Annotated in this window: 20 protein-coding genes and 3 pseudogenes; 21 read left to right on the forward strand and 2 right to left on the reverse strand. The window is 39.4% G+C overall.

The genetic code is table 11. The annotated features are described in order from the left end of the window. Positions 1 to 48: 48 nt before the first annotated feature. The 13 genes from A3I7_RS0102375 (at position 49) to A3I7_RS0102435 (ending at position 12861) form a co-directional block, all read left to right on the forward strand. Complete coding sequence (locus tag A3I7_RS0102375) at positions 49 to 963, forward strand: sugar phosphate isomerase/epimerase family protein (RefSeq protein ID WP_018375184.1); 915 nt, start codon at positions 49 to 51, stop codon at positions 961 to 963. A 20-nt stretch (positions 964 to 983) separates the two neighbouring features. Then, positions 984 to 1988, forward strand: a complete 1005-nt coding sequence (locus A3I7_RS0102380; protein ID WP_018375185.1) for a sugar phosphate isomerase/epimerase family protein — start codon at positions 984 to 986, stop codon at positions 1986 to 1988. Positions 1989 to 1999: 11 nt separating this feature from the next. Then, positions 2000 to 2392 carry a C-glycoside deglycosidase beta subunit domain-containing protein gene (locus tag A3I7_RS0102385; RefSeq protein ID WP_018375186.1) on the forward strand — a complete coding sequence of 131 codons (393 nt, stop codon included), beginning with the start codon at positions 2000 to 2002 and terminating at the stop codon, positions 2390 to 2392. A 169-nt stretch (positions 2393 to 2561) separates the two neighbouring features. Then, positions 2562 to 3368 carry a Cof-type HAD-IIB family hydrolase gene (locus tag A3I7_RS0102390; RefSeq protein WP_018375187.1) on the forward strand — a complete coding sequence of 269 codons (807 nt, stop codon included), beginning with the start codon at positions 2562 to 2564 and terminating at the stop codon, positions 3366 to 3368. A 579-nt stretch (positions 3369 to 3947) separates the two neighbouring features. Further along, on the forward strand, positions 3948 to 4271 hold the full coding sequence (locus tag A3I7_RS0102395; RefSeq protein WP_018375188.1) for a hypothetical protein: 324 nt from the start codon (positions 3948 to 3950) through the stop codon (positions 4269 to 4271). Continuing rightward, a complete protein-coding gene (locus tag A3I7_RS0102400) occupies positions 4261 to 6249 on the forward strand; it encodes a V-type ATP synthase subunit I (protein ID WP_018375189.1) in 1989 nt (662 codons plus the stop codon). Before A3I7_RS0102395 ends, A3I7_RS0102400 begins: the two co-directional genes overlap by 11 nt. Positions 6250 to 6251: 2 nt before the next feature. Next, the gene (locus tag A3I7_RS0102405; RefSeq protein ID WP_018375190.1) at positions 6252 to 6731 is read left to right on the forward strand and encodes a V-type ATP synthase subunit K; all 480 of its coding nucleotides are present in this window, start codon (positions 6252 to 6254) and stop codon (positions 6729 to 6731) included. Positions 6732 to 6893: 162 nt separating this feature from the next. After that, positions 6894 to 7478, forward strand: coding sequence for a hypothetical protein (locus A3I7_RS0102410; RefSeq protein WP_018375191.1), 585 nt, complete (start codon positions 6894 to 6896; stop codon positions 7476 to 7478). Between the two features lie 11 nt (positions 7479 to 7489). Next, positions 7490 to 8500 carry a V-type ATPase subunit gene (locus tag A3I7_RS0102415; RefSeq protein ID WP_018375192.1) on the forward strand — a complete coding sequence of 337 codons (1011 nt, stop codon included), beginning with the start codon at positions 7490 to 7492 and terminating at the stop codon, positions 8498 to 8500. Next, a complete protein-coding gene (locus A3I7_RS0102420) occupies positions 8490 to 8810 on the forward strand; it encodes a V-type ATP synthase subunit F (RefSeq protein ID WP_018375193.1) in 321 nt (106 codons plus the stop codon). The genes A3I7_RS0102415 and A3I7_RS0102420 overlap by 11 nt, the downstream gene beginning before the upstream one ends. 236 nt (positions 8811 to 9046) lie before the next feature. Then, positions 9047 to 10822 (forward strand): V-type ATP synthase subunit A, encoded by a 1776-nt coding sequence (locus A3I7_RS0102425; RefSeq protein WP_018375194.1) that lies wholly within the window; start codon positions 9047 to 9049, stop codon positions 10820 to 10822. 1 nt (position 10823) lies between these two features. Further along, a complete protein-coding gene (locus A3I7_RS0102430; RefSeq protein WP_018375195.1) occupies positions 10824 to 12218 on the forward strand; it encodes a V-type ATP synthase subunit B in 1395 nt (464 codons plus the stop codon). A gap of 19 nt (positions 12219 to 12237) precedes the next feature. Next, positions 12238 to 12861: a V-type ATP synthase subunit D gene (locus tag A3I7_RS0102435; protein WP_018375196.1), complete on the forward strand. Its 624-nt coding sequence runs from the start codon at positions 12238 to 12240 to the stop codon at positions 12859 to 12861. A 31-nt stretch (positions 12862 to 12892) separates the two neighbouring features. Here A3I7_RS0102435 and A3I7_RS14815 read toward each other — a convergent pair. Continuing rightward, positions 12893 to 13043 (reverse strand): annotated as a pseudogene (locus A3I7_RS14815) (ISL3 family transposase); the annotation flags it as partial. Between the two features lie 560 nt (positions 13044 to 13603). Further along, a pseudogene (locus A3I7_RS13025) lies at positions 13604 to 14496 on the reverse strand (ATP-binding cassette domain-containing protein); the annotation flags it as partial. A gap of 245 nt (positions 14497 to 14741) precedes the next feature. Between A3I7_RS13025 and A3I7_RS0102450 the strand changes: the two are divergent. From A3I7_RS0102450 to A3I7_RS13030, 8 genes and pseudogenes are all read left to right on the forward strand, one after another. After that, positions 14742 to 15416 (forward strand): response regulator transcription factor, encoded by a 675-nt coding sequence (locus A3I7_RS0102450; RefSeq protein WP_018375198.1) that lies wholly within the window; start codon positions 14742 to 14744, stop codon positions 15414 to 15416. Beyond that, positions 15416 to 16576 (forward strand): sensor histidine kinase, encoded by a 1161-nt coding sequence (locus A3I7_RS0102455; protein ID WP_018375199.1) that lies wholly within the window; start codon positions 15416 to 15418, stop codon positions 16574 to 16576. Before A3I7_RS0102450 ends, A3I7_RS0102455 begins: the two co-directional genes overlap by 1 nt. Positions 16577 to 16586: 10 nt before the next feature. After that, entirely contained in the window at positions 16587 to 16709 is a 123-nt protein-coding gene (locus A3I7_RS0102460) for a teichoic acid D-Ala incorporation-associated protein DltX (protein WP_018375200.1), read from the forward strand. A 14-nt stretch (positions 16710 to 16723) separates the two neighbouring features. Beyond that, a complete protein-coding gene (dltA, locus tag A3I7_RS0102465) occupies positions 16724 to 18262 on the forward strand; it encodes a D-alanine--poly(phosphoribitol) ligase subunit DltA (protein WP_018375201.1) in 1539 nt (512 codons plus the stop codon). Beyond that, positions 18259 to 19521, forward strand: a complete 1263-nt coding sequence (gene dltB, locus A3I7_RS0102470; protein WP_018375202.1) for a D-alanyl-lipoteichoic acid biosynthesis protein DltB — start codon at positions 18259 to 18261, stop codon at positions 19519 to 19521. The genes dltA and dltB overlap by 4 nt, the downstream gene beginning before the upstream one ends. A gap of 401 nt (positions 19522 to 19922) precedes the next feature. After that, positions 19923 to 20162 (forward strand): D-alanine--poly(phosphoribitol) ligase subunit DltC, encoded by a 240-nt coding sequence (dltC, locus tag A3I7_RS0102475; protein WP_018375203.1) that lies wholly within the window; start codon positions 19923 to 19925, stop codon positions 20160 to 20162. Then, positions 20155 to 21426, forward strand: a complete 1272-nt coding sequence (gene dltD, locus A3I7_RS0102480; RefSeq protein ID WP_018375204.1) for a D-alanyl-lipoteichoic acid biosynthesis protein DltD — start codon at positions 20155 to 20157, stop codon at positions 21424 to 21426. Before dltC ends, dltD begins: the two co-directional genes overlap by 8 nt. Positions 21427 to 21507: 81 nt before the next feature. Next, positions 21508 to 22344: pseudogene (locus A3I7_RS13030) on the forward strand (IS30 family transposase). Positions 22345 to 22444: the final 100 nt, after the last annotated feature.

Below are 22444 nucleotides of genomic sequence, written 5' to 3' on the forward strand. Positions count from 1 at the left end.
GAGCTCGCTTGTAGAGCGAGTTCTCTATTTGATAGAAAGTGTGAAATAATGAAATTAGGTTTAGTATCAGCGATTTTAGACAAATCAGATTTTTACGAATTAATTGATGTGGTCGCCGAAAATGGTTTGGAATGTGTTGAAGTGGCTTGCTGGCCACAAGAAAAAGCTGCCCGTCGTTATGCTGGGGTATCTCATATTGATGTGGCAAATTTGACTGCTGAAAAAGCAGCAGAGCTCAGGAACTATGCTGCCAATAGAGGGGTTGCTATTTCTTCTTTAGCTTATTATCCTAATCCGCTTGATGAAGATTTAGAAAAACGTCAAACTGTTATTAACCATCTTTACAAAGTAATCAATGCCTCGGCCTTGATGGGCGTTAATATGGTGACAACTTTTATTGGTCGTATGCCAAGTAAGTCAGTTTCAGAAAATTTAGAAGAAGTAAAAAAAGTCTGGCCTCCAATTATTGAATATGCAGCTGAAAAAGGTGTTAAAATTGCCATTGAAAACTGTCCAATGCTCTTTACTGATGACGAGTGGCCTGGTGGACAAAACCTCTTTACTACACCAGCAATTTGGCGTCAAGTCTTTGAAATTTTACCTTACGACAATTTTGGTATCAACTATGACCCCTCACACTTTGTATGGCAACAAATTGACTACATTGCGCCACTTTATGAATTTAAGAATAAAATCTTCCATGTTCACTACAAAGACATTAAAGTCTTTGAAGACAAATTGAAAGATGTTGGTGTCATGGCAACACCACTCCAATACATGAGTCCTAAATTACCAGGACTTGGGGATGTTGATTGGGGTAAATATGTCTCTGCTTTGACTGATATTGGCTATGAAGGATATACTTGCATCGAGGTTGAAGATAAATCATTTGAAAAGGATGATCTGGCTGTGCGCAACTCTATCACACTTAGCACACGCTATTTGAGAAATTTTGTGATTTAAGACAAGAATAGGAGAAAATCATGAGTATAAAAACTGCTGTAAGCCTCTATAGCTTACAAGATGAATTTATGAATGGTCGTATGTCTCTTGAAGATATTATGGAATACCTTGATGACAACCAAGTGCAAGGTTTTGAAATTTTGCCTGACCAAATGCTGCATGGGACACCACATCCAACTGATGAAACCTTAGCTGAATGGGATCGTATCATGGCAAAAACGAAATCAAAGCCTGTCTGTGATGATGTTTTCTTGAACACTAATCTTTATAACAATCGAACATTGACGGAGAAAGAATGCGTTGACCTATTGATTGATGAAATCAAATTAGCTAATCGTCTGGGCTTCAAGTTGATTCGTTTGGTATCAATGGTTCCAAGTTTCGTTATTGAACCCTTGCTTCCTTATGCTGAAAAATATGATGTTGCTTTTGCTCTTGAGATTCATGCTGGTATGAGCTTTAACGAACCTGCAACAGCTAAATTCATTGAAGAAATGAAGCGGGTTAATTCACCTTATTGTGGTATTGTTGTTGATACGGGTATTTTCTGCCATGCTATTCCACGTGTCTTCAATGATTTCAACGAAAAGGTATTGGGTGTTGACCGTGGTGTTATTGATTTGTTCAATGCACAATTTGATAAGGGTCTTGACGGAACACATTTGATTTCTCGTGATCGTAAAATGGTTCCAGAGCTTGAAAAGTTTGCAACGCCTAAAAATATGCCTTATATCATGTTGGCAGATGGTTATGAAAATACGCCATTATCAGCTCTTGATGATTTGATTCCTTATATCAAGCATTTCCATTTCAAACTTTGGGAAATGACTGATGAAGGTATTGAATACTCCATTGATTATAAGAAGATTCTTCAGTACCTTCATGACAAAGGTTATGATGGTTATGTGGCAACTGAATACGAAGGAAATCGTTGGATCCTTCCGGGAAACCCAATGGTTGAAAAAGAACAGGTAGCTGCCCATCAAAAACTCTTGCGCGAAGCTATTGCAGAAATTGAAGGTTAGGAGGAAAGACAATGTTTGATAATAATGTCTTTAAAAAAGATTCTTGTAAAAATACAGTTATTGATGGGAAAATAGTTGGTTTTGAATTAGAAACCTATATTACTTACTACCGTGCTATCCCGTTGTCAATGGTTAATGAGATTGCTGTTAAAGTTGATGGACAAGATATCCCTCGGGAAGCTATCCGCTGCAGCGCTGAAGGTCAAGACTGGTTTACACTTGATGAAATGACGACTGTAACAACCTATAAATGGGAATATGATGTCCCTTTGAAAGTTCGTATCATTCAAGATGGAGGGTTGTCTGCTGGGGAACATGATGTTGAGTTGACTGTTGTGACACGTACAGCCTATATTCCAATCCCGATTAAAGGGGTTAATTCACGTAAAGTGACTATCGCTTAGAACATTGTTACTGAAAAATCCTGCAAATAATCTCCTTGCAGGATTTTATTATTGTTAAATAAATGACTATCAGATAAAAAGTTTAGGTATAGAGTAATTGTAGCAACAAAAATCAAATGTGAAGGTGTTCCAAAGCTATTTTAAAGGTTATATGTAGAAAGGATTTCTTATGACAACTATTCAAATGGTGGCAACGGATTTAGATGGAACCCTGCTGAATAGCCACTTACAGATTTCTGAAAAAAATAAGCTGGCTCTCCAGCGGTTGAAGAGGTCTGGTGTGCATGTAGTGCTTTGCACTGGACGCCCTTTCAATGGAATGGTGCACTTGATTGATGAGATTGGACTAGATGGTAGTGATTACACTGTTTCTTATAATGGTTCTTTGGTTCAAACTTGTGATGGTAAGACTATTTTGCATAGCGCTAGTTTGTCACCGATGGATTTCTACCATATCAGCAAATTTTTTGCAAAGTATGGTTTGGGAGTTCATGCCATGTCTATGGATAAAATGTATACCTACAATAGTTCAATTCATCCTTTAACAATACGAGAGTCTTATTTAGGTAGTCTTCCTATTACGGTGTTAGCAGATAAACATTATGTTTCTGAACCTATTATTAAACTTATGGCTGTTGGTGAACCGAAGCAGCTAGATAAGGCTATTGCAGTATTTGCACAAGTTTTTGGCAATCTCTTCTCCCTTAATAAAAGTGAAGCCTTTTACTTAGAAATTATGCAAAAGGGTGACAACAAAGCTAAAGCTCTTAAGATTTTATTGGATAAATTGCAGTTGAGTTCGGACAATCTTATGGCTTTTGGCAACAATAATAATGATCTAGAAATGATACGTCTGGCCAAAGTTGGTGTAGCAGTAGACAATGCGATAACTAGTCTCAAACAAGAAAGTGATTATATTACCGAAAGTAATGATAAAGATGGTGTGGCAGTTTTCTTAGACAACTATTGCGCTTGAAAGGAAAAAATGACGAAAACATGATTGGTGTAGATTTAGGAGAAACCAGTGTAAAGTTGGTCATCATCTCTCCCAAGATGATGACATTTTAGAAAAATGATCAATTAAAACTAACAGTTTGGATAGCAGTAAACACATTGTGCCAGACATCATTACTTCTATCAAGGAATACTTGAATCTCTACCAGCTAACGACGGACGATTTCACATGAATCGGTGTGGGGTCATCAGGCAAAGTGGATGTCAAGGCTGGTACGGTTATTGGTGCTTACAATCTTGGCTGGGCAGATTAGCAAGAAATTATTAAAGCATTTCAGTATGCTTTTACTCTGCCATTTTTCATTGGTAATGATGCAGGGGTGATTGGCGCCAGAATGAATTTAGTGAATAAGTAAACCAAAGAATTATCCTGTTCTCAGCATGATGGTTTTTTAATATGAGAAATGTTCGAATTTGTTGGTGGATTACTCAAAAAATTGAAAGTTTCTATGAAATAAATAGTAAAAACTTAATATTGAATTATCTAAATGATTAGAATTTTGGTAAAATAGAAGGGTAATTATTGAGAGGAGGTGGCGCGGTGGCAAATTCCATTTTAGAGACAATGCAAGGAATTGAAAATGAAGCCAAACAAGTTTTGGCAGATTATGATGCTCAGATTCAAGACTTGCGAGTGCGGTCTGATCAAGATTTGGACGTCATCAAAGCAGATTATGATCGTGAAACTCAAGCTGAAGTGGCAGCATTAGAAGAAAAGTTAGCTCAAGAAATTGCGCAATTAAAAGAAAGTCTTGCCAAGACGATTACCCAAAATGAGAGTAATGTCAGGTCAGTCTTGACGGATAAAAAAGATGATCTGGTTCAGCAAATTGTGGATAGGGTGGTAGAGAAGTATGGCTATTAGTCAAATGGAAAAGGTATCTCTGGTATTCCCTAAAGAAAGCTTAGACGCGGTTTTGTTGGCTTTACAGGCTTCACAGATTGTCCAAGTTCGAGAAATCAGCCAGTTGACAGATTGGCAAGATGCTTTTGCGCAGAACCAGGTTCAGTTACCTCAAATTCACTTGGAAAGCAAGAAAGGTCTCTTATCTGGAGATGAAGCATTGTCCTACCTTTCTAGGAGACAGCAATCTTTGGAGATGACCATTGAAAAGTTAAACAGGTATTTACCCAAAGAAGGCTTACTTAAGTCTTTATGTCGACCAGACTTTACCCTATCTTTTAACGAGTTAGAGAATTTCGGTCAAGGGCATGTAGCTGAAAAATTATTGGAAACGATTAATGCTAAAATTGCTCGTGTGCAACTTTTAGAACGGCAACTGGCCGAAAGTCAAACAGAGATTGACCGTTTGTCAAACTGGCGGGACTTGGAGGTCAGTCCAAAGGAACTTGAACGTTTTGAATTTATCAAAGCAATTGTCGGCAGCGTTCCTAAGACCGCTGATGATGGGTTTTACCATAAACTTAAGGACAATCCCTATATTACCTGTCAGGATGTTTTTAACTCTGAACTTGAGTATGGAGTGATAATTTTCTATGAAGCGAAGCAGGACATTCCTTTGCAAGATTATGGTTTTGTAGCGTTTGACTATGATGAACCTATCCTGCCAGCTACAAAGATTACGCAGCTTAAAGAAAAAAGTCAAAAGCTTGAAAGAGAGAAAGCATCTCTGATTGCGGAGCTGCAAGATTCTGGACAAGCACTACAAGATTTACAGGTGCAGACAGATTACGTTCTAGGGCTTTATTCGCGCCAAAAGGTCAAATACAATCTGGCCAGTACCAAGCATTTAATAGCCTTGGAAGGATGGGTTCAAGCAGAAGAGGTAGCTGACTTGAAGGCGGAAATTGCTCAACAATTTGGCGACAGTGTCTTTGTTCAAGAATTTGAAGTTGAGGAAGATGACTGGGATCAAGTTCCCATTAAGTTGAAAAATCATCCTCTGATTGAACCATTTGAGTTGGTTACGGAGATGTATGCCCTACCAAAATACTATGAAAAAGACCCCACCCCGATTTTAGCGCCATTTTATTTTACCTTTTTTGGAATGATGGTGGCAGATCTGGGCTATGGCCTCTTCATGGTTATTGTAACGGCTCTAGCACTGAAATGCTTCAATCTATCAAAGGGAACACGTCGTTTTATCAAGTTCTTTAATATTTTAGGCGTTGCGGTTTCGCTATGGGGAATCGTTTACGGCTCTTTCTTTGGCTTTACCTTGCCACTTGTTCTTATTTCAACCACAACGGATGTCATGACGATTTTGATGCTGTCGGTAGCCTTCGGTTTTGTGACGGTTATCGTTGGTCTCTTGTTAGGTGGTATGCAGCGCTTGCGCATGAAAGATTATGGTGAGGCATATAATTCAGGCTTCGCTTGGTGTCTGATCTTAATTGGAATCCTCTTGATTGCTTTGGGGACAATGATGCCAGGTATGGGAGTGCTGAGAACTATTGGAGCAGTTCTAGCCATTGCCAATGCTGTGGGAATTGTTGCCGTTTCTATTTTCCAAGCTAAAAGTTTGGTTGGCTTGGGAACAGGCTTGTACAATCTTTACAATATTAGCGGATATGTTGGGGACTTGGTCAGCTTTACTCGCTTAATGGCCCTAGGATTGTCAGGAGCAAGTATCGGATCTGCCTTTAATCTGATTGTCAATATTTTCCCACCAGTGGCTCGCTTTAGCATTGGTATTGTTATTTTCATTCTACTACATGCCATCAATATCTTCCTGTCCCTCTTGTCAGGTTATGTTCATGGCGCTCGTCTGATGTTTGTGGAATTCTTCGGTAAATTCTATGAGGGTGGCGGAAAGGCTTTCCAACCGCTCAAGTCAGCTGAAAAATACGTTAAAATTAGAAAAACTCATTTGGAGGAATAAAAATGGAATCATTAGCATCTTACTTTTCAACACATGGCGGCGCCTTCTTTGCTGCTCTTGGCATTGTTTTTGCTGTCGCTTTGAGTGGTATGGGGTCGGCTTACGGTGTTGGTAAAGCTGGTCAGGCTGCGGCTGCTCTTTTGAAAGAACAACCTGAAAAGTTTGCCTCAGCTCTTATCTTGCAACTCTTGCCAGGGACTCAAGGACTTTATGGTTTTGTTATTGGAATCTTGATTTGGTTGCAATTGTCACCAGACCTTGCGCTTGAAAAAGGAGTGGCTTACTTCTTTGTTGCCCTACCTGTTGCTATTGTTGGTTACTTCTCAGCTAAACATCAAGGAAACGTAGCGGTTGCGGGGATGCAAATTTTAGCGAAACGCCCAGAAGAATTCATGAAGGGTGCCATTTTAGCAGCCATGGTAGAAACGTATGCCATCCTTGCTTTCGTTGTCTCCTTTATCTTGACACTCCGCGTGGGATAAGCTTCTCTTTCAAAAAGAGAAAAGATACTCTGGGAAAATCAAATTTAGATGTTGTTAGCTTGATGTGATGAGTGTGATATTCTACCTTAACATCCTTACTTTTGGTTTTCGTTGAGTATAAGGTTATAAAACCTAGCTAAAGATGAAAAAGGAGGTCTCTTTGTGAGTGACGTTAGCAAACTAAAAATATCGATTATCGAACAGGCTCACCAAGAAGGACAGCTCAGGTTAGAGGCAGCTAAGACTCAATTGGAGAAAGATTTTGAAAATCGTAAGGCACAACTGTTACTTGATAAAGAAGCAGAGCGCCAAAGTCGATTAAAAGAAATTAATCAGCGTTTCCAAGTTGAAGCTCAGCAAATTCGTAATCAAGAGCGACAATCAACCTTGGTGTCTAAACAAAACATTTTAAAGGAACTTTTCACAGCGGCTCAGGAGCAGATGGCCTCTTGGAGTTTAGCTAATGAACTGACCTTTCTCCAATCGGTTTTAAAAAAATATAAGGATGAAGAGATTAAGGTCATCTTTGGGCAAATTACTGCTGATAAGCTAGCCACTGAAGTCCTCAGTCAATTACGCACAGAGTTTCCAATGGTTAGTTTTGAAACGCTAGCACTTCCCGATCAAGCTGGCTTTGTTATTTCAAATGGGAAAGTGGATGACACCTACCTTTATGACACCCTCGTTGACTCTATTTACAAAGAAGAAAGTTCACACATTGCTGCTGATATTTTCAAAGAACATTAGGGAGGTGACTGATGGATTCAACACTATTCTCTCAGATTAACATCACCATTGCGGTTAAGGAAAACAGTCTTTTGACGGAAGAGTTTTTTCAAAAGCTTCTTCAAGCTGAGGACAGAGAGGTGCTAGCCTTGCTTTTGCAATCAACGCCTTACCCCCTGTCAGCAGAGGACTTGGAGGATTTAGATGCCATTGAGCAGGTCTTAATCAAGACGTTAGCGGCAGAATACCAGTGGGCTTTTGAAGAAACGCCAGACAAAGCCATTGTTTCCATGTTTTCCTTACGCTATGTCTACCATAACATCAAGGTTTTGTTTAAGGCAAAAGCCAGCAAACAGGATTTTTCACAACTTTTGTTACCCATAGGAGAGCAGCCTTTAGAAGCACTGAGTCATTTGGTTTCAACTCTGCATTCAGAATTTTTCCCAAACTTTATGGTTGAGGAACTACGAGATATCTGGTCTGAATATGAGGATTATAGGGATATTCGCGTCCTAGAAGTAGGAACTGATTTAGCTTATTTTAAGCACTTAAAAAAAATGGCAGAGCAGTTTGACAGTTCAGTCTTTAGCCAAGCTGTTCAACTGATGATTGAGTTTTATAACGTAATTACAGTTAAGCGAGCTCTTGACCAAAAGAAGCCGCAGAGTTTTATGCTTCAACTCTTATCCGAAGATGGCAACCTAGCGCCGAAAGATTATATCACCTTGGTTGAAAATCAAGAACTAACGGTCTGGTTTAACCAGGTCAATCCAGATGGTTTTAAGGTTGATCTCAAAGATTATGAAGAAAAAATGCGTCAAGGTAGTATTACGGCAGTGGACTTGGAGTATTTGTATGATGTACTGCAGTTCAATTTGCTTGAACAGGCGCGCTTTGAGATTCAAGGTCCTCTAGTTTTGGCACGTTACTTGCTTGGTCGTGAATTGGAAGTGAAAAATCTGCGCCTGCTCTTGTCAGCTATTTGCAATGACTTGCCGTTAGAAGCTGTTAAAGAAAGGATGAGACCAGTTTATGGACAGTAAAAAATATAAAATTGGTGTCGTTGGGAATCGCGATGCTATTCTGCCTTTTCGCATGATTGGTTTTAACACTTTTCCAGTTAACAATAATCAGGATGCGATTAATACCCTAAGAAAATTAGCTAAGTCAGACTATGGCATCATCTATTTGACTGAGGATATTGCAACGCATATCCCTGAGACCATTGCTTATTACGATAGTCAGGTAACCCCTGCAGTAATCCTCATTCCAACTCATAAGGGAGCAAGTGGCTTGGGAATTAAGCGTGTGCAAGATAATGTCGAGAAAGCTGTTGGACAGAACATACTTTAGTTCTAAAAGCTGTTAGATAAGAAGGTTAGTTTTGACTTACCATAAAAGCTGAGCTCTGTTTTCAACTCTATAAACCTCAGTGTATCTTGTCGCCTATTAGTTTTTAGAGCCATAGGTTGAGAGTACAGTCTCTATTCTATTCAATTATCATTTATATAAAAGAAGCAGCCTCCTAAGAAGAGGAGAGGTGGTAAGCCACTTCTTGACTGCTAAATCTTATTTCAGGAGGAAAAATCTTGAGCCAAGGAAAAATTATTAAAGTGTCGGGGCCGTTGGTAGTGGCATCAGGCATGCAAGAGGCCAATATTCAGGATATTTGTCGTGTTGGTAACTTAGGCTTGATTGGTGAAATCATAGAGATGCGCCAAGACAAAGCCTCTATTCAGGTTTACGAAGAAACCTCAGGTATTGGTCCAGGTGAACCAGTCGTGACAACGGGAAGTCCTTTGTCTGTTGAGCTTGGACCCGGACTAATTTCAGAAATGTTTGATGGTATTCAACGTCCGCTTGATCGTTTTAAACAAACTACAAAAAGTGATTTTCTTATTCGCGGGGTAGAACTTCCCAGTCTTGATCGTGATGCTAAATGGAACTTTACGCCAACGGTTGAGGTGGGAGCTGAGGTGTCAGCTGGGGATATTCTAGGAACTGTTCAAGAAACGCTTGTCGTTGAGCACCGTATTATGGTACCAAATAAGATATCTGGGAAAGTACGATCTATTGTAGCAGGTGACTTTACTGTGACAGATACGGTTTATGAGATTGAACAAGCTGACGGGGGCATTTACAAAGGGACTCTCATGCAAAAATGGCCTGTTCGTAAAGGCCGTCCTGTTGCCCAACGTCTGATTCCAGAAGAACCTCTTATCACAGGACAACGTGTTATTGATACCTTTTTCCCTGTGACAAAAGGGGGAGCCGCCGCTGTACCTGGACCATTTGGAGCAGGGAAGACCGTTGTGCAGCACCAAATTGCTAAATTTGCCAATGTGGACATCGTTATCTACGTTGGATGTGGCGAGCGTGGGAATGAGATGACTGATGTTCTAAATGAGTTTCCAGAATTGATTGATCCAAATACCGGTCAGTCAATTATGGAACGGACTGTTTTGATTGCCAATACGTCCAACATGCCCGTGGCTGCGCGGGAAGCCTCTATTTATACTGGGATTACTATTGCAGAATATTTCCGTGATATGGGCTATTCTGTAGCCATAATGGCTGACTCTACCTCACGTTGGGCAGAAGCTTTGCGGGAAATGTCAGGGCGTTTGGAAGAGATGCCAGGTGACGAAGGTTACCCAGCTTATCTTGGTTCCCGTATTGCCGAATACTACGAGCGAGCTGGTCGTGCCCGTGTGCTTGGTAGTGAAGGGCGTGAAGGAACTATTACCGCTATCGGTGCTGTGTCCCCTCCAGGAGGAGATATTTCTGAGCCAGTTACCCAAAATACTTTGCGTATTGTTAAGGTTTTCTGGGGGTTGGATGCACCGCTTGCTCAACGCCGCCATTTCCCTGCTATTAACTGGCTGACATCTTATTCACTTTACAAGGATGAGATTGGTAAGTATATCGATAAGGTTCAAAATACTGGCTGGGCTACTAAGGTGACCCGTGCTATGAATATCTTACAACGTGAATCCAGTTTGGAAGAAATTGTGCGTCTGGTTGGGATTGATTCGCTGTCGGAACAAGACCGCTTGACCATGGAAGTTGCCAAACAAATCCGTGAAGATTATTTGCAGCAAAATGCCTTTGACTCTGTGGATACCTTTACTTCCTTTGGTAAACAAGAAGCTATGCTCAGCAATATTCTTAATTTTGCTGATGAGGCGGAAGAAGCACTCAGACTAGGCGCCTACTTCACTGAAATCATGGAAGGTACCAGCCAAGTCCGTGACCGCATGGCTCGCAGTAAATACATTTCAGAAGACAATCTGGACCAAATCAAGGCATTAGCAGGTCAAGTTAAAGAAGACATTCACCAAGTATTAGCAAAGGGAGGTATCTAAGATGAGTGTTCTCAAAGAATATCGAACAGTCAGCGAAGTTGTAGGTCCTCTGATGATTGTGGATCAAGTTGAAGGGATTCATTTTAATGAATTGGTGGAAATCAAACTGCATAATGGCGAAGTCCGTCAGGGGCAGGTATTAGAAGTCCACGAAGACAAAGCCATGGTACAGCTCTTTGAAGGATCTTCTGGGATTAATCTAGAAAAAGCAAAGGTTCGTTTTACAGGGCATCCGCTAGAATTGCCGGTGTCAGAAGATATGGTTGGGCGTATTTTCAATGGGATGGGAAAACCAATCGATGGTGGACCAGAACTCATTCCTGAAAAATACCTAGATATTGATGGTCAGGCTATTAACCCAGTGGCGCGTGACTATCCTGACGAATTCATTCAGACAGGAATTTCAGCGATTGACCATTTGAATACACTGGTTCGAGGGCAAAAATTGCCAGTGTTTTCAGGTTCAGGTCTGCCTCACAATGAATTAGCGGCGCAGATTGCCCGTCAGGCAACAGTCTTAAATTCGGATGAAAATTTTGCCGTTGTCTTTGCAGCGATGGGGATTACCTTTGAAGAAGCAGAATTTTTCATGAATGACCTTCGTCAAACGGGTGCCATTGATCGCTCGGTTCTCTTTATCAATTTGGCAAACGACCCTGCTATTGAACGTATTGCGACACCACGTATTGCACTGACGACAGCCGAATATCTTGCCTACGAAAAAGACATGCACGTGCTAGTTATCATGACAGATATGACCAATTATTGCGAGGCTCTTCGTGAAGTATCAGCAGCTCGCCGTGAAGTGCCAGGCCGCCGTGGCTACCCAGGTTATCTTTACACCAACCTATCAACCCTTTACGAGCGTGCAGGTCGTTTGGTAGGGAAGAAGGGTTCTGTCACCCAAATTCCAATCTTGACCATGCCAGAAGATGACATTACCCACCCAATCCCTGATTTGACAGGCTACATCACTGAAGGTCAAATTATTCTATCCCATGAACTTTACAACTCAGGCTATCGTCCGCCAATTAATGTGCTTCCTTCACTATCACGTTTAAAAGACAAGGGCTCTGGTGAGGGCAAGACGCGTGGCGACCATGCGGCAACCATGAATCAGCTTTTCGCGGCTTATGCTCAAGGTAAACAAGCGGCTGAATTGGCTGTTGTACTGGGTGAGTCCGCCCTGTCAGAAACAGATAAACTGTATGTAAAATTCACCAAACGTTTTGAAGAAGAGTACATCAATCAAGGTTTCCAAACTAATCGCAACATTGAGGAGACGCTTAATCTGGGCTGGGAATTGCTCTCTATCCTACCGCGTACGGAACTCAAGCGTATTAAGGACGATATGCTCGATTACTATCTGCCTCAGAAACAAGCAGATGCTGAGTAGCCATGAGGAGGAGTAGCCTATGGCACGATTAAATGTCAAACCCACGCGTATGGAATTGAGCAATCTCAAAAATCGTCTCAAAACCGCAACTCGTGGTCACAAGTTGCTCAAGGATAAGCGAGATGAACTCATGCGTCGTTTTGTTGATCTTATTCGTGAAAATAATAACCTTCGTAAAGAAGTTGAAGCGGCACTGGTGAGTAATATGCAGGACTTTGTCATGGCTAAATCATTGGAAAATAATGCCATGATTGAAGAAATGTTTTTGGTTCCGACCAAGGAAGTTCAACTTTTCATCGAAACAGAAAACGTCATGAGCGTTAATGTTCCCAAGATGCATAGCCACATCGACAATCCCTATGGTGATGACAACGGGGACGTGGTGTATAGTTATCTTGCTTCCAATAGCGAGATGGATGCTACCCTCTTAGCTATGGAGGGGTTGGTGGGAAAATTGCTGCGCTTGGCAGAGGTTGAAAAATCTTGTCAGCTTATGGCTGATGAAATCGAGAAAACTCGCCGTCGCGTAAACGGATTGGAATATTCTACCATTCCCCAGTTGGAAGAAACAATACACTATATTGAACTCAAATTAGAAGAAGCTGAACGTGCCAATCTGGTACGTATCATGAAAGTTAAATAGACTTTTTATCAATTAGTGGGTTGATGGAAAACTAATATCTAGAGAGGATGAAGGTACCCTCTCTTTCTTTATATCCAAAGCAATCAAAAACCGTTTTTTTTTTTTATTTTCATCTTCCTGAAGCCAAAAGTATTGTGCTTAATGAGTTTGATAAGCTTATTTGTCACTTTAAGTTTGGAATTTAATGTTGTCAGACAAAACGTTGTCTTATTTATCTTTTGAATTGATTAAAACTGTTTTAAGGAGTTGTAATACTCAATGAAAATCAAAAGTAGCCTAGGAAACGAAGCCGACGATAGAACTTGAGTTCATCAAGGCAAGTTGACAACGGATAATTTTGATTTTCGAAGAGTATAAGAGAACCTATTTTGATGATACTTGACCTTTTTCACAGATTAAAACAACTCCACAATACCTTTAGAGGAAAGATATTACAGAGTTGTTTTCTTTATCGTACAAAGTATTGATGTTTACCTCGAAAAAGTACAAGTTTTTCTGATTAGTTTCTCCTTAAAATAGATAAAATAACACGGTTCCTAAAATTAATTTTGTAAGGCAAAATCTTATTTTTCGCAGACTAAGAGCCTGTATCCACAAGCGAGGTGCTTTTATCTAAGAAATAGTTTTTCGCTAATCAAGGCAAGTTTTTTGAGGGAATACCGACTGTATTTTGAAAAAAACCAACGATGAGCAACTTAAAAACTAACCTTAGGTAGAAGTGTTGAACTGTGAATACATAGCATTAGCTTTTTACGATAGTAAGCTCTCCGTCTTTGATTTCCCAGATTTGGTCAAAGTATTTCAAAGCTTGATTTTGTCGGTGCAAGGTGACAATGACTGAACTTGGCAAAGCCAGAACTTTCTTAATTCCGATTCAAACTGAAGAGCATCCAGTGCAGAAAAAGGCTCGTCCATAATAATTAAAGGACTTTTGCGGTTTTTCTCTCGATTGAGGTACATCCTCTGCTGTTGACCACCAGATAAGGACTGGGGAGGTGTATTTTCAAATGGAGAGTCACGAAATGTTGCATCAAAGGCTTCAAAAACTGTCACATTGTTTTTGTAACTAGAGATAAAGGTATGCTCTAGTTGTAAAATCAAGCCAAATCTCCCCCAGAGCTGTTTGGTAGCTTGACCGTCAATAAAAATTTGCCCTTGAAAATCTTCGTCCGTTCCATTTAAAATGTTAAGCAGGCTGCTCTTGCCAGAACCATTCTCACCAATAAGGGCAATCTTGTCACCCTTGCTAATACTGGCGTAAGGGATAGTTAAGGTTAAATCCCCGAGCTGTTTGGAGATATTTTCCAAAGTAATTCTGTCAAATGAAAGCAAGGGATTTTGAACTGCTGGCTGGTGCTGTACAATATCCTGAAAACTTTTAAGTACAGGTTTGACAGATTCCAACATTTGCAGGTCGTACAGGATTTCCTGAATTGGTTCTGAAAAGGCAGTGATATATCCCAAACTTGCCGCCACCTCAGGAATACCAATTTGGTGGTGATAAAGCGAGTGCGCCAAATAGATAAATAGGACAATACTGATAAATTCAAAAGAAGCGCCTGTCAGAAGGAGTCCAGTGATTTTTGTCAGTCCGTAATGAAGGTATTTTTTCTGTAACTCTTTAAGGGCATTTTTTCACATGTACGACTTCATGAAGTTTTAGTTATTGCCTTGAGACAACTTAAGTTTTGATTTTTAGCTTGGTTAAAGATGGTACGGCTAAAAAATGTCTTTGTTTTGTGATTTTGTTATAATTAAGAGCGCTGTTTTAAGGAGGTAAAAAAACGAAGGGATACCACCTTAAAAGATTTCTTAAAAATTTCAAGGTTATTTCAATTTTGAACGATTATACTAATACTGGTTTATGATAGGAGGGCATTATGCGCATTTTGGTTGTTGAAGATGAGTGTGGTATTGCAGAAGCGATTCAGGCAATTTTAGAGAGCAATCATTATGAGGTAGATCTGGCTTTTGATGGTGAATCAGGGTTGGATTACATTTTAACAGGGCTTTATGATTTAATCTTGTTGGATATCATGCTACCAAAAGTAGATGGTGTAACAATTTTGAAGCGAGTGCGCCACTTGGGAATGGAAATTCCAATCATTTTTCTGACAGCTAAGTCTCAGCTGGAGGATCGTGTCGCTGGTCTAGATTTAGGAGCTGACGATTATATGACAAAACCATTTGAAGCCGAAGAATTACTTGCACGAATTCGGGTAAGAACTCGCCAATCTTCAGTTACTAAGCTTAATCATTTTAAAATGGGGAATCTTATTTTAAATTCAGATACGCGTGAATTGACATCTGGCGATCATAGCGTCAAACTATCTAATAAAGAATTTCTGCTCATGGAAACTTTCCTTCGCAACCCCAAACAGATTATTCCCAAAAATCAACTGATTATGAAAGTGTGGGGACCTTTGGACGAATCAGACTATAATCAACTAGAAGTGTTTATTTCCTTTTTACGAAAGAAGCTACGCTTTTTAAAGGCGAATATTGCTATCAAGACTACTAAAGGAGTCGGTTACTCTATCGAGGAGGAAGGCTAGTGCTAAATAATTTACGGCGAAAATTTGTCATTATCACAATGTCTATGCTGGCTGGAATGATCATGATATTATTTATCATAAGCAACCGCTATGATAGATACTGGGATGAATATGATACTCACCGCATCGTGCAGATGGTGGCAAATAATGGCTATCTTAATAATGGTTCTGGAGAAGCCCTTGCCCTTGTTAGGATTGATGCTGAGAGTCATATTACCATTGATGTAAACGACACAGATTTAACTAATAAGGAAGTAAAAACAATTAGCCAGTCCTTATTGAAAAAAGGGAAAAAAGGTTGGAAATGGCGGGATATCATCTATTCTTTAAAAGAAAAGAAAGATGGCTCTTGGCAACTGGTTTTCATTGATTTGGAAAGTTATTCGGTTTCTTACGGACAAGTTTTTCTGACGATTGTTTTTACGGTATTTGGTTTTCTACTTCTGACAGGTGTTAGTATCTATCTATCACGTTTTATCACTCAACCGGCTCAAGCAGCCATCAACCGAGAAAAGCAATTTGTGTCTGATGCTAGTCATGAGTTAAAAACCCCCATTGCTTCCATTCGTGCCAATGCTCAGGTTTTGCAAAATAAAATCAAGCCAAATCGTTATCTAGAACACATTCTTTCAGAAACCAAGCGGATGGAAAATTTAGTACAAGACTTACTAGGCCTCTCAAAGTTAGATGAGAAACAAGGTGACATCAATTTTAGCGATGTCAATTTATCAGAAATCTGTGAAGAACTGACCTTGAATTATGAAAGTTTAGCTTATGAAGAGGGCAAATTGATTGAGTCAGACATTGTCGAAGATATTCGAGTATTAGGTCAAGATTCCCAACTAAAGCAGCTAATCACTATCCTTCTTGACAATGCCATCAAATATTCTTTGGATCAAAGTACGATACGGATTAGTTTGACACAGGAAAAAAAGAAAGCAGTTTTACAGGTGTCTAACCCTAGTCCAAGCTATTCCCAAGAAGTTATGGATTCTTTGTTTGAAAGATTTTACCAAGTAGAGGGTTCTCATCATAGCTTTTCAAGCTTTGGACTTGGTTTGGCGATTGCCAAAGCCATTGTCACCAAGCACAAGGGGGAAATTACTGCTATTCAAGACCATGGGAACATGATTTTTACTGTTCATCTACCAATTAAATAAGGAGTTTACAATGAAAGATGTGGGTCAATTTATATTAAAAACCGTGTTTTACTTTTTTATATTTCTAGTCCTAATCTACTTTTTCAGTTATCTTGGTCACGGTCAAGGTAGTTTTATCTATAATGAATTCTAGAAAGGTTTGTATTCATGTTACAGGATATGATTGAAACGATTGAGCAACTAGCTCAAACTCAGGGAGATTTTCCAGTTTATAATATTTTAGGAGAGGTTCATACTTACGGAGATTTGAAAGCAGACTCGGATTCCCTTGCGGCCTATATTGATTTTCTAAAGGTAACTCCAAAATCACCAGTGCTCGTTTTTGGAGGTCAAGAATACGAGATGCTAGCGACTTTTGTGGCCTTAACAAAAGCTGGTCATGCTTATATTCCAGTGGATCAGCACTCGGCCCTGGAGCGTATTGAGTCTATTGTTGAGATAGCCGAGCCGAGCCTTATTATCGCCGTGGGGGACTTTCCGATAGATGCAAGGGAAGTTCCAATACTTGATTTGGCTCAGCTTCAAGATATTTTTGCACAAAAGGCGACCTATCAACTTAGTCACTCTGTGAAGGGAGATGATAATTATTACATCATCTTTACATCTGGAACAACTGGTAAACCTAAAGGCGTTCAAATCTCGCATGATAACTTGTTGAGTTTCACGAATTGGATGATAGAAGCAGAAGCCTTCTCAGTTCCAGAGCGTCCACAAATGTTAGCGCAGCCACCTTATTCTTTTGATTTATCGGTCATGTATTGGGCACCAACCTTGGCTAAGGGTGGGACACTATATGCCTTGCCAAAAGAATTAACAACTGATTTCAAGCAGCTTTTTAAAACTATCAATCAACTACCGATAGAAGTTTGGACCTCAACACCATCTTTTGTAGATATGGCCATGTTATCCAATGATTTTAATGCTGAAACTCTACCTCAATTGACACATTTTTATTTTGATGGAGAGGAATTGACGGTGAAAACTGCTCAGAAACTTCGCCAACGTTTTCCAAATGCCAGAATCGTCAATGCCTATGGGCCTACAGAGGCAACCGTAGCCTTATCAGCGGTGGCCATCACAGATGAGATGTTAGAAAACTGCAGACGTCTTCCAATTGGCTATACGAAAACCGATTCACCAACTTTTATCATTGATGAAGATGGTAATAAGTTGGCCAATGGTCAGCAAGGTGAAATTATTATTGCTGGACCAGCGGTTTCAAAAGGATACCTCAATAATCCTGAAAAAACAGCGGAAGCTTTTTTCGAGATAGATGGCCTCCCTGCCTATCATACTGGAGATTTGGGTTCAATGTCAGATGAGGGGTTGCTTCTCTATGGCGGACGCATGGATTTTCAAATTAAATTTAATGGCTATCGTATTGAACTTGAGGATGTTTCTCAAAATTTAAATAAATCACACTATATCAAGTCGGCTGTCGCTGTGCCACGCTATAACAAAGATCATAAGGTACAAAACCTCCTGGCCTACGTTGTACTTAAAGAAGGTGTTGCATCGCAATTTGATAGAGAAATAGACATCACCAAGGCTATCAAAGAAGAATTGAAAGACATCATGATGGACTACATGATGCCATCAAAGTTTTTGTACCGTGATAGCTTGCCATTGACGCCAAATGGAAAGATTGATATTAAGGGGCTTATGAATGAGGTGAATTCACGATGATTGATTTTCTCCATCATCTGCCTCACTTAGAGGCTTATGGTAATCCTCAATATTTTGTCTACTTGATAATAACGGTTTTGCCTATTTTTATCGGTCTCTTTTTCAAAAAACGTTTTCCAGTTTATGAAGCTCTAGTTAGTCTTGCTTTTATTGTTCTCATGCTGACGGGTAAACACCTTAATCAACTGGTTTCGCTTCTAGCTTACGTGGTCTGGCAGATTGTTCTGGTTTACAGTTATAAGTTTTATCGCAAGGCGCGTGATAATAAGTGGATCTTTTATTTCTGGGTCTTTTTAGCAATCTTACCGCTGGCTGTTGTGAAAATCAATCCACTGATGGAAGCCAACACTCATGCTTCACTGTTTGGTTTCTTAGGGATTTCTTATCTGACATTTCGTTCAGTTGGTATGATTATGGAAATGCGTGATGGTACGCTAACAGATTTTACTCTCTGGCAATTTTTACGATTCTTACTTTTTATGCCGACATTTTCTAGTGGTCCCATTGATCGTTTTAAACGATTTAATGACGACTATGAGAAAATACCTGAGCGAGATGATTTATTAGACATGTTAGAACAATCCGTTCGTTACATGATGCTAGGCTTTCTGTATAAGTTTATTTTGGCCTACATTTTAGGGCAAGTACTTATGCCGCCTCTTAGAGAAATTGCTTTGCAGTTAGGTGGTATTTTCAATTTACCAACCTTAGGCATCATGTATGTTTATGGTTTGGATCTTTTCTTTGATTTTGCAGGTTACAGCATGTTTGCGCTGGCTATTTCAAATTTGATGGGAATTAGAAGTCCTGCTAACTTCAATCAACCGTTTAAATCTCGTGATTTAAAAGAATTTTGGAATCGTTGGCATATGAGTCTATCGTTTTGGTTCCGAGACTTTGTTTTCATGCGTTTGGTGAAGGTTTTGGTAAAACATAAGGTCTTTAAAAACCGTAATGTCACTTCCAGTGTTGCCTATATTGTTAATATGTTGATAATGGGATTTTGGCATGGCGTGACATGGTATTACATTGCCTACGGTCTCTTCCACGGTATTGGCTTAGTCATCAATGACTGGTGGTTACGTAAGAAGAAAAAAATCAATAAAGAACGCAAAAACAAAGGACAAGCGCCACTGCCAGATAATAGATGGACCAAGGCCTTGGGGATTTTTATCACTTTTAACGTGGTCATGTTGTCCTTCTTGCTCTTTTCAGGCTTTTTAGATCAATTATGGTTTCCAAAACCGATGAAACCTTAGTGTGTTTACAGAGTTTTTGTTTAGGTGACTAACGTTCTTTAAAAGCTGAAACGACACATGTTAACGTAATATGGGCTAAACGCTACATCAAAAAGATAGGGAGTCTAGAGTTTTTAGGCCTCTTCGTACATCTCCTATCATGACTTTGTGTTTCTGACGCCCTTTTGTATCTTAATAACTGAACATGGGCTAAAAGCGTCGTGAAAAAGGGATTATCGAAATAAGATTTATTTCATTTTCCTTAACGTCGTAGACGTCCGATCTTTCTTTGACATTGTTTGTGAAAGGTCTAGTCGTCTTGACGGGGGTGCGTCTACAAAATCGAAGATTTTGGACTTACCGTCTATTTTCATCACGCTTTCTGAGTGCCCTTTGTATCTTAATTAAAGGAGTTTATAATAATGGATGTAACAGCAGAAGTATTAGCAATTTTTGATGATCTTTTTATGGAAGATGTCTCTGATATGATGGATGAGGATTTGTACGATGCCGGTGTACTTGACAGTATGGGTACGGTTGAGTTAATTGTTGAATTGGAAGGGCATTTTGATATCAACATTCCAGTTTCAGAATTCGGTCGTAATGATTGGAACACTGCTAATAAAATTATTGCAGGGATAGAGGAGCTTCGTCATGCTTAAACGCCTCTGGCACATTTTAGGACCTGTCTTTTGTGCTCTGCTATTAGTATTTGGCCTTATTGGATTTTACCCCACTACAATGAACTATTCTTTGCCGGCTGAAAAGGAAGATGCAGTGGCTCTGACTAAGTCAAATTTTAAAAGTAAGTATAAGAAAACACGTGCATTGACAGATCCTAATCATCGCTTTGTCCCATTTTTTGGATCTAGTGAGTGGTCACGCATGGATAAAATGCACCCTTCGGTCTTGGCGGAGGCTTATAAACGACCTTATATCCCTTATCTCTTAGGACAAAAAGGAGCAGCGTCGCTGACTCATTTCTTTGGGATTCAGCAACTTGGCAAAGAACTTGACCATAAGAAGGCAGTCTATGTGATTTCCCCTCAGTGGTTTGTGGCAAAAGGAGCCAATGCTGGCGCTTTTCAAAATTACTTTAGTATAGGGCAGTTAGTGGATTTTTTGCAAACTCAGACTGGGAGCACTTATGACCGCTATGCTGCCAAGCGCTTTTTGAAAATGTATCCTGATTGTGCTCTCAAATCCATGGTGGAAAAAGTTGCTCGAGGAGAAAAACTTAGTAGTAGTGATCTAAAATTGTTAGAGTGGAGAGACTTGATTTATCAGAAAGAAGATGCTTTCTTTAGTCATTTTTCTATAGCTAACAATTTTAAAAATAAGGTTTTGTCACAGGTAAATGATCTCCCTAAACCAATTTCTTATAAAAAATTGGGAGATATCGCCATCCAAGATGGCAAAGCTGCCACTACAAATAATGACTTTGGCATTGAAAATCAATTTTATAACATTCGAATATCTCATCAGCTTAAAAGGTTGAAAGGTTCACAAAAAAATTTTAATTACATCAAATCACCCGAATATAATGACCTTCAATTGGTTCTTAATCAATTTGCTAGGAGTCAGACGAACGTTCTTTTTATCATTCCACCAGTAAATAGTAAGTGGGCAGCTTTTACAGGTCTTGATCAGGACATGTATCAAAAGGCTGTCGCTAAGATTAAATATCAGTTACAAAACCAAGGCTTTACCAACATTGCTGATTTTTCAAAAGATGGTAAAAAATCTTATTTCATGCAAGATACCATCCACATGGGTTGGAATGGTTGGCTAGCGCTTGATAAGGCGGTTAATCCTTTCCTTAGTAAGAAAAAAACTCTCCCCAATTACACCATCAATGACCAATTTCTAACGAAAGCTTGGGCAAAATATGATGGTGAACCTGAAAACTTTAAGATGACAAAGTAAAATTTTGGAGTCTGAGCTTAATCCCAATTTGTAAAATTAAGCTAGGCAGAAAAAAGTCATCTTACCACAAATGAGCTCGTCATGATAGAGGCATATTACCAAGAAGGCGTGAAAGTTGTAGATATTATGAAAACACTGGGAAGGGCAAAATAGACCATCTACAATGTTATCAACTTTCTCAAAGAGGGACACTCTGCTTATGACTACTATGAACACTATAAAGCCAATAAGAAATGTTGTGGTCGGAAGAAAACTAGTCTTTTGCAAGAAGAAAAAGACTTTATTCAAACTCATTTGGATTTAGATTGGAGTTTTGATGTCATTAAAGGGGCTTATCCAAATAGGATTTCTTGTTCTATGAGAACTCTCTACCGCTTAGCTAATGTTGGGGTTTTCGACAAGATAGACTTCCCTTGGAAAGGCAAACGAAAACCAAATGGTCAGAAAGAAACATGTGGAAAACAAGTATTTCGCAGAGATTTACGCGAAAGAGCGGACATCTATCCTAATTTTAATGTAGAATTCGGACACCTAGAAGGGGATACCATTGTGGATGAAAAGCAAGTGATATTGAAACTTCCATCAATCAATGGTTGTCTCAAGTTCCCAACCATCTCTTTAAGTCGATAATTTGATTGTGGGAAAGAATTTTCTAACTGGAAGTCTATTTCGGATGCGCATGACATTGATATTTTCTTTGCGGACCCAGGTTGCCCTTGGCAACGAGGCCTAAATGAACACTTTAACGGCTTATTAAGGCAACACGGACTGCCACAACAGATGGATTTTAATGTGGTATCTCAAAATTATTTATCAGCTATAGCTGATAGAAGAAATAGAATCCCTAGAAAGTCTTTGAACTATCAAACACCCTATCACGTTTTTCTGAGTTACTTGACAAAGTCTAACTTAATTTGACAATTTAGGAATAGTTTAAAATACTTGACAATTACATTAAAAATCTATAAACTTGGGGTTAAAAGTACTTAATTTTTATTTTTAGCTTGATGGAAATTTT

The organism is Streptococcus orisratti DSM 15617 (genome assembly GCF_000380105.1).
In the GTDB taxonomy this organism is placed as follows: domain Bacteria; phylum Bacillota; class Bacilli; order Lactobacillales; family Streptococcaceae; genus Streptococcus; species Streptococcus orisratti.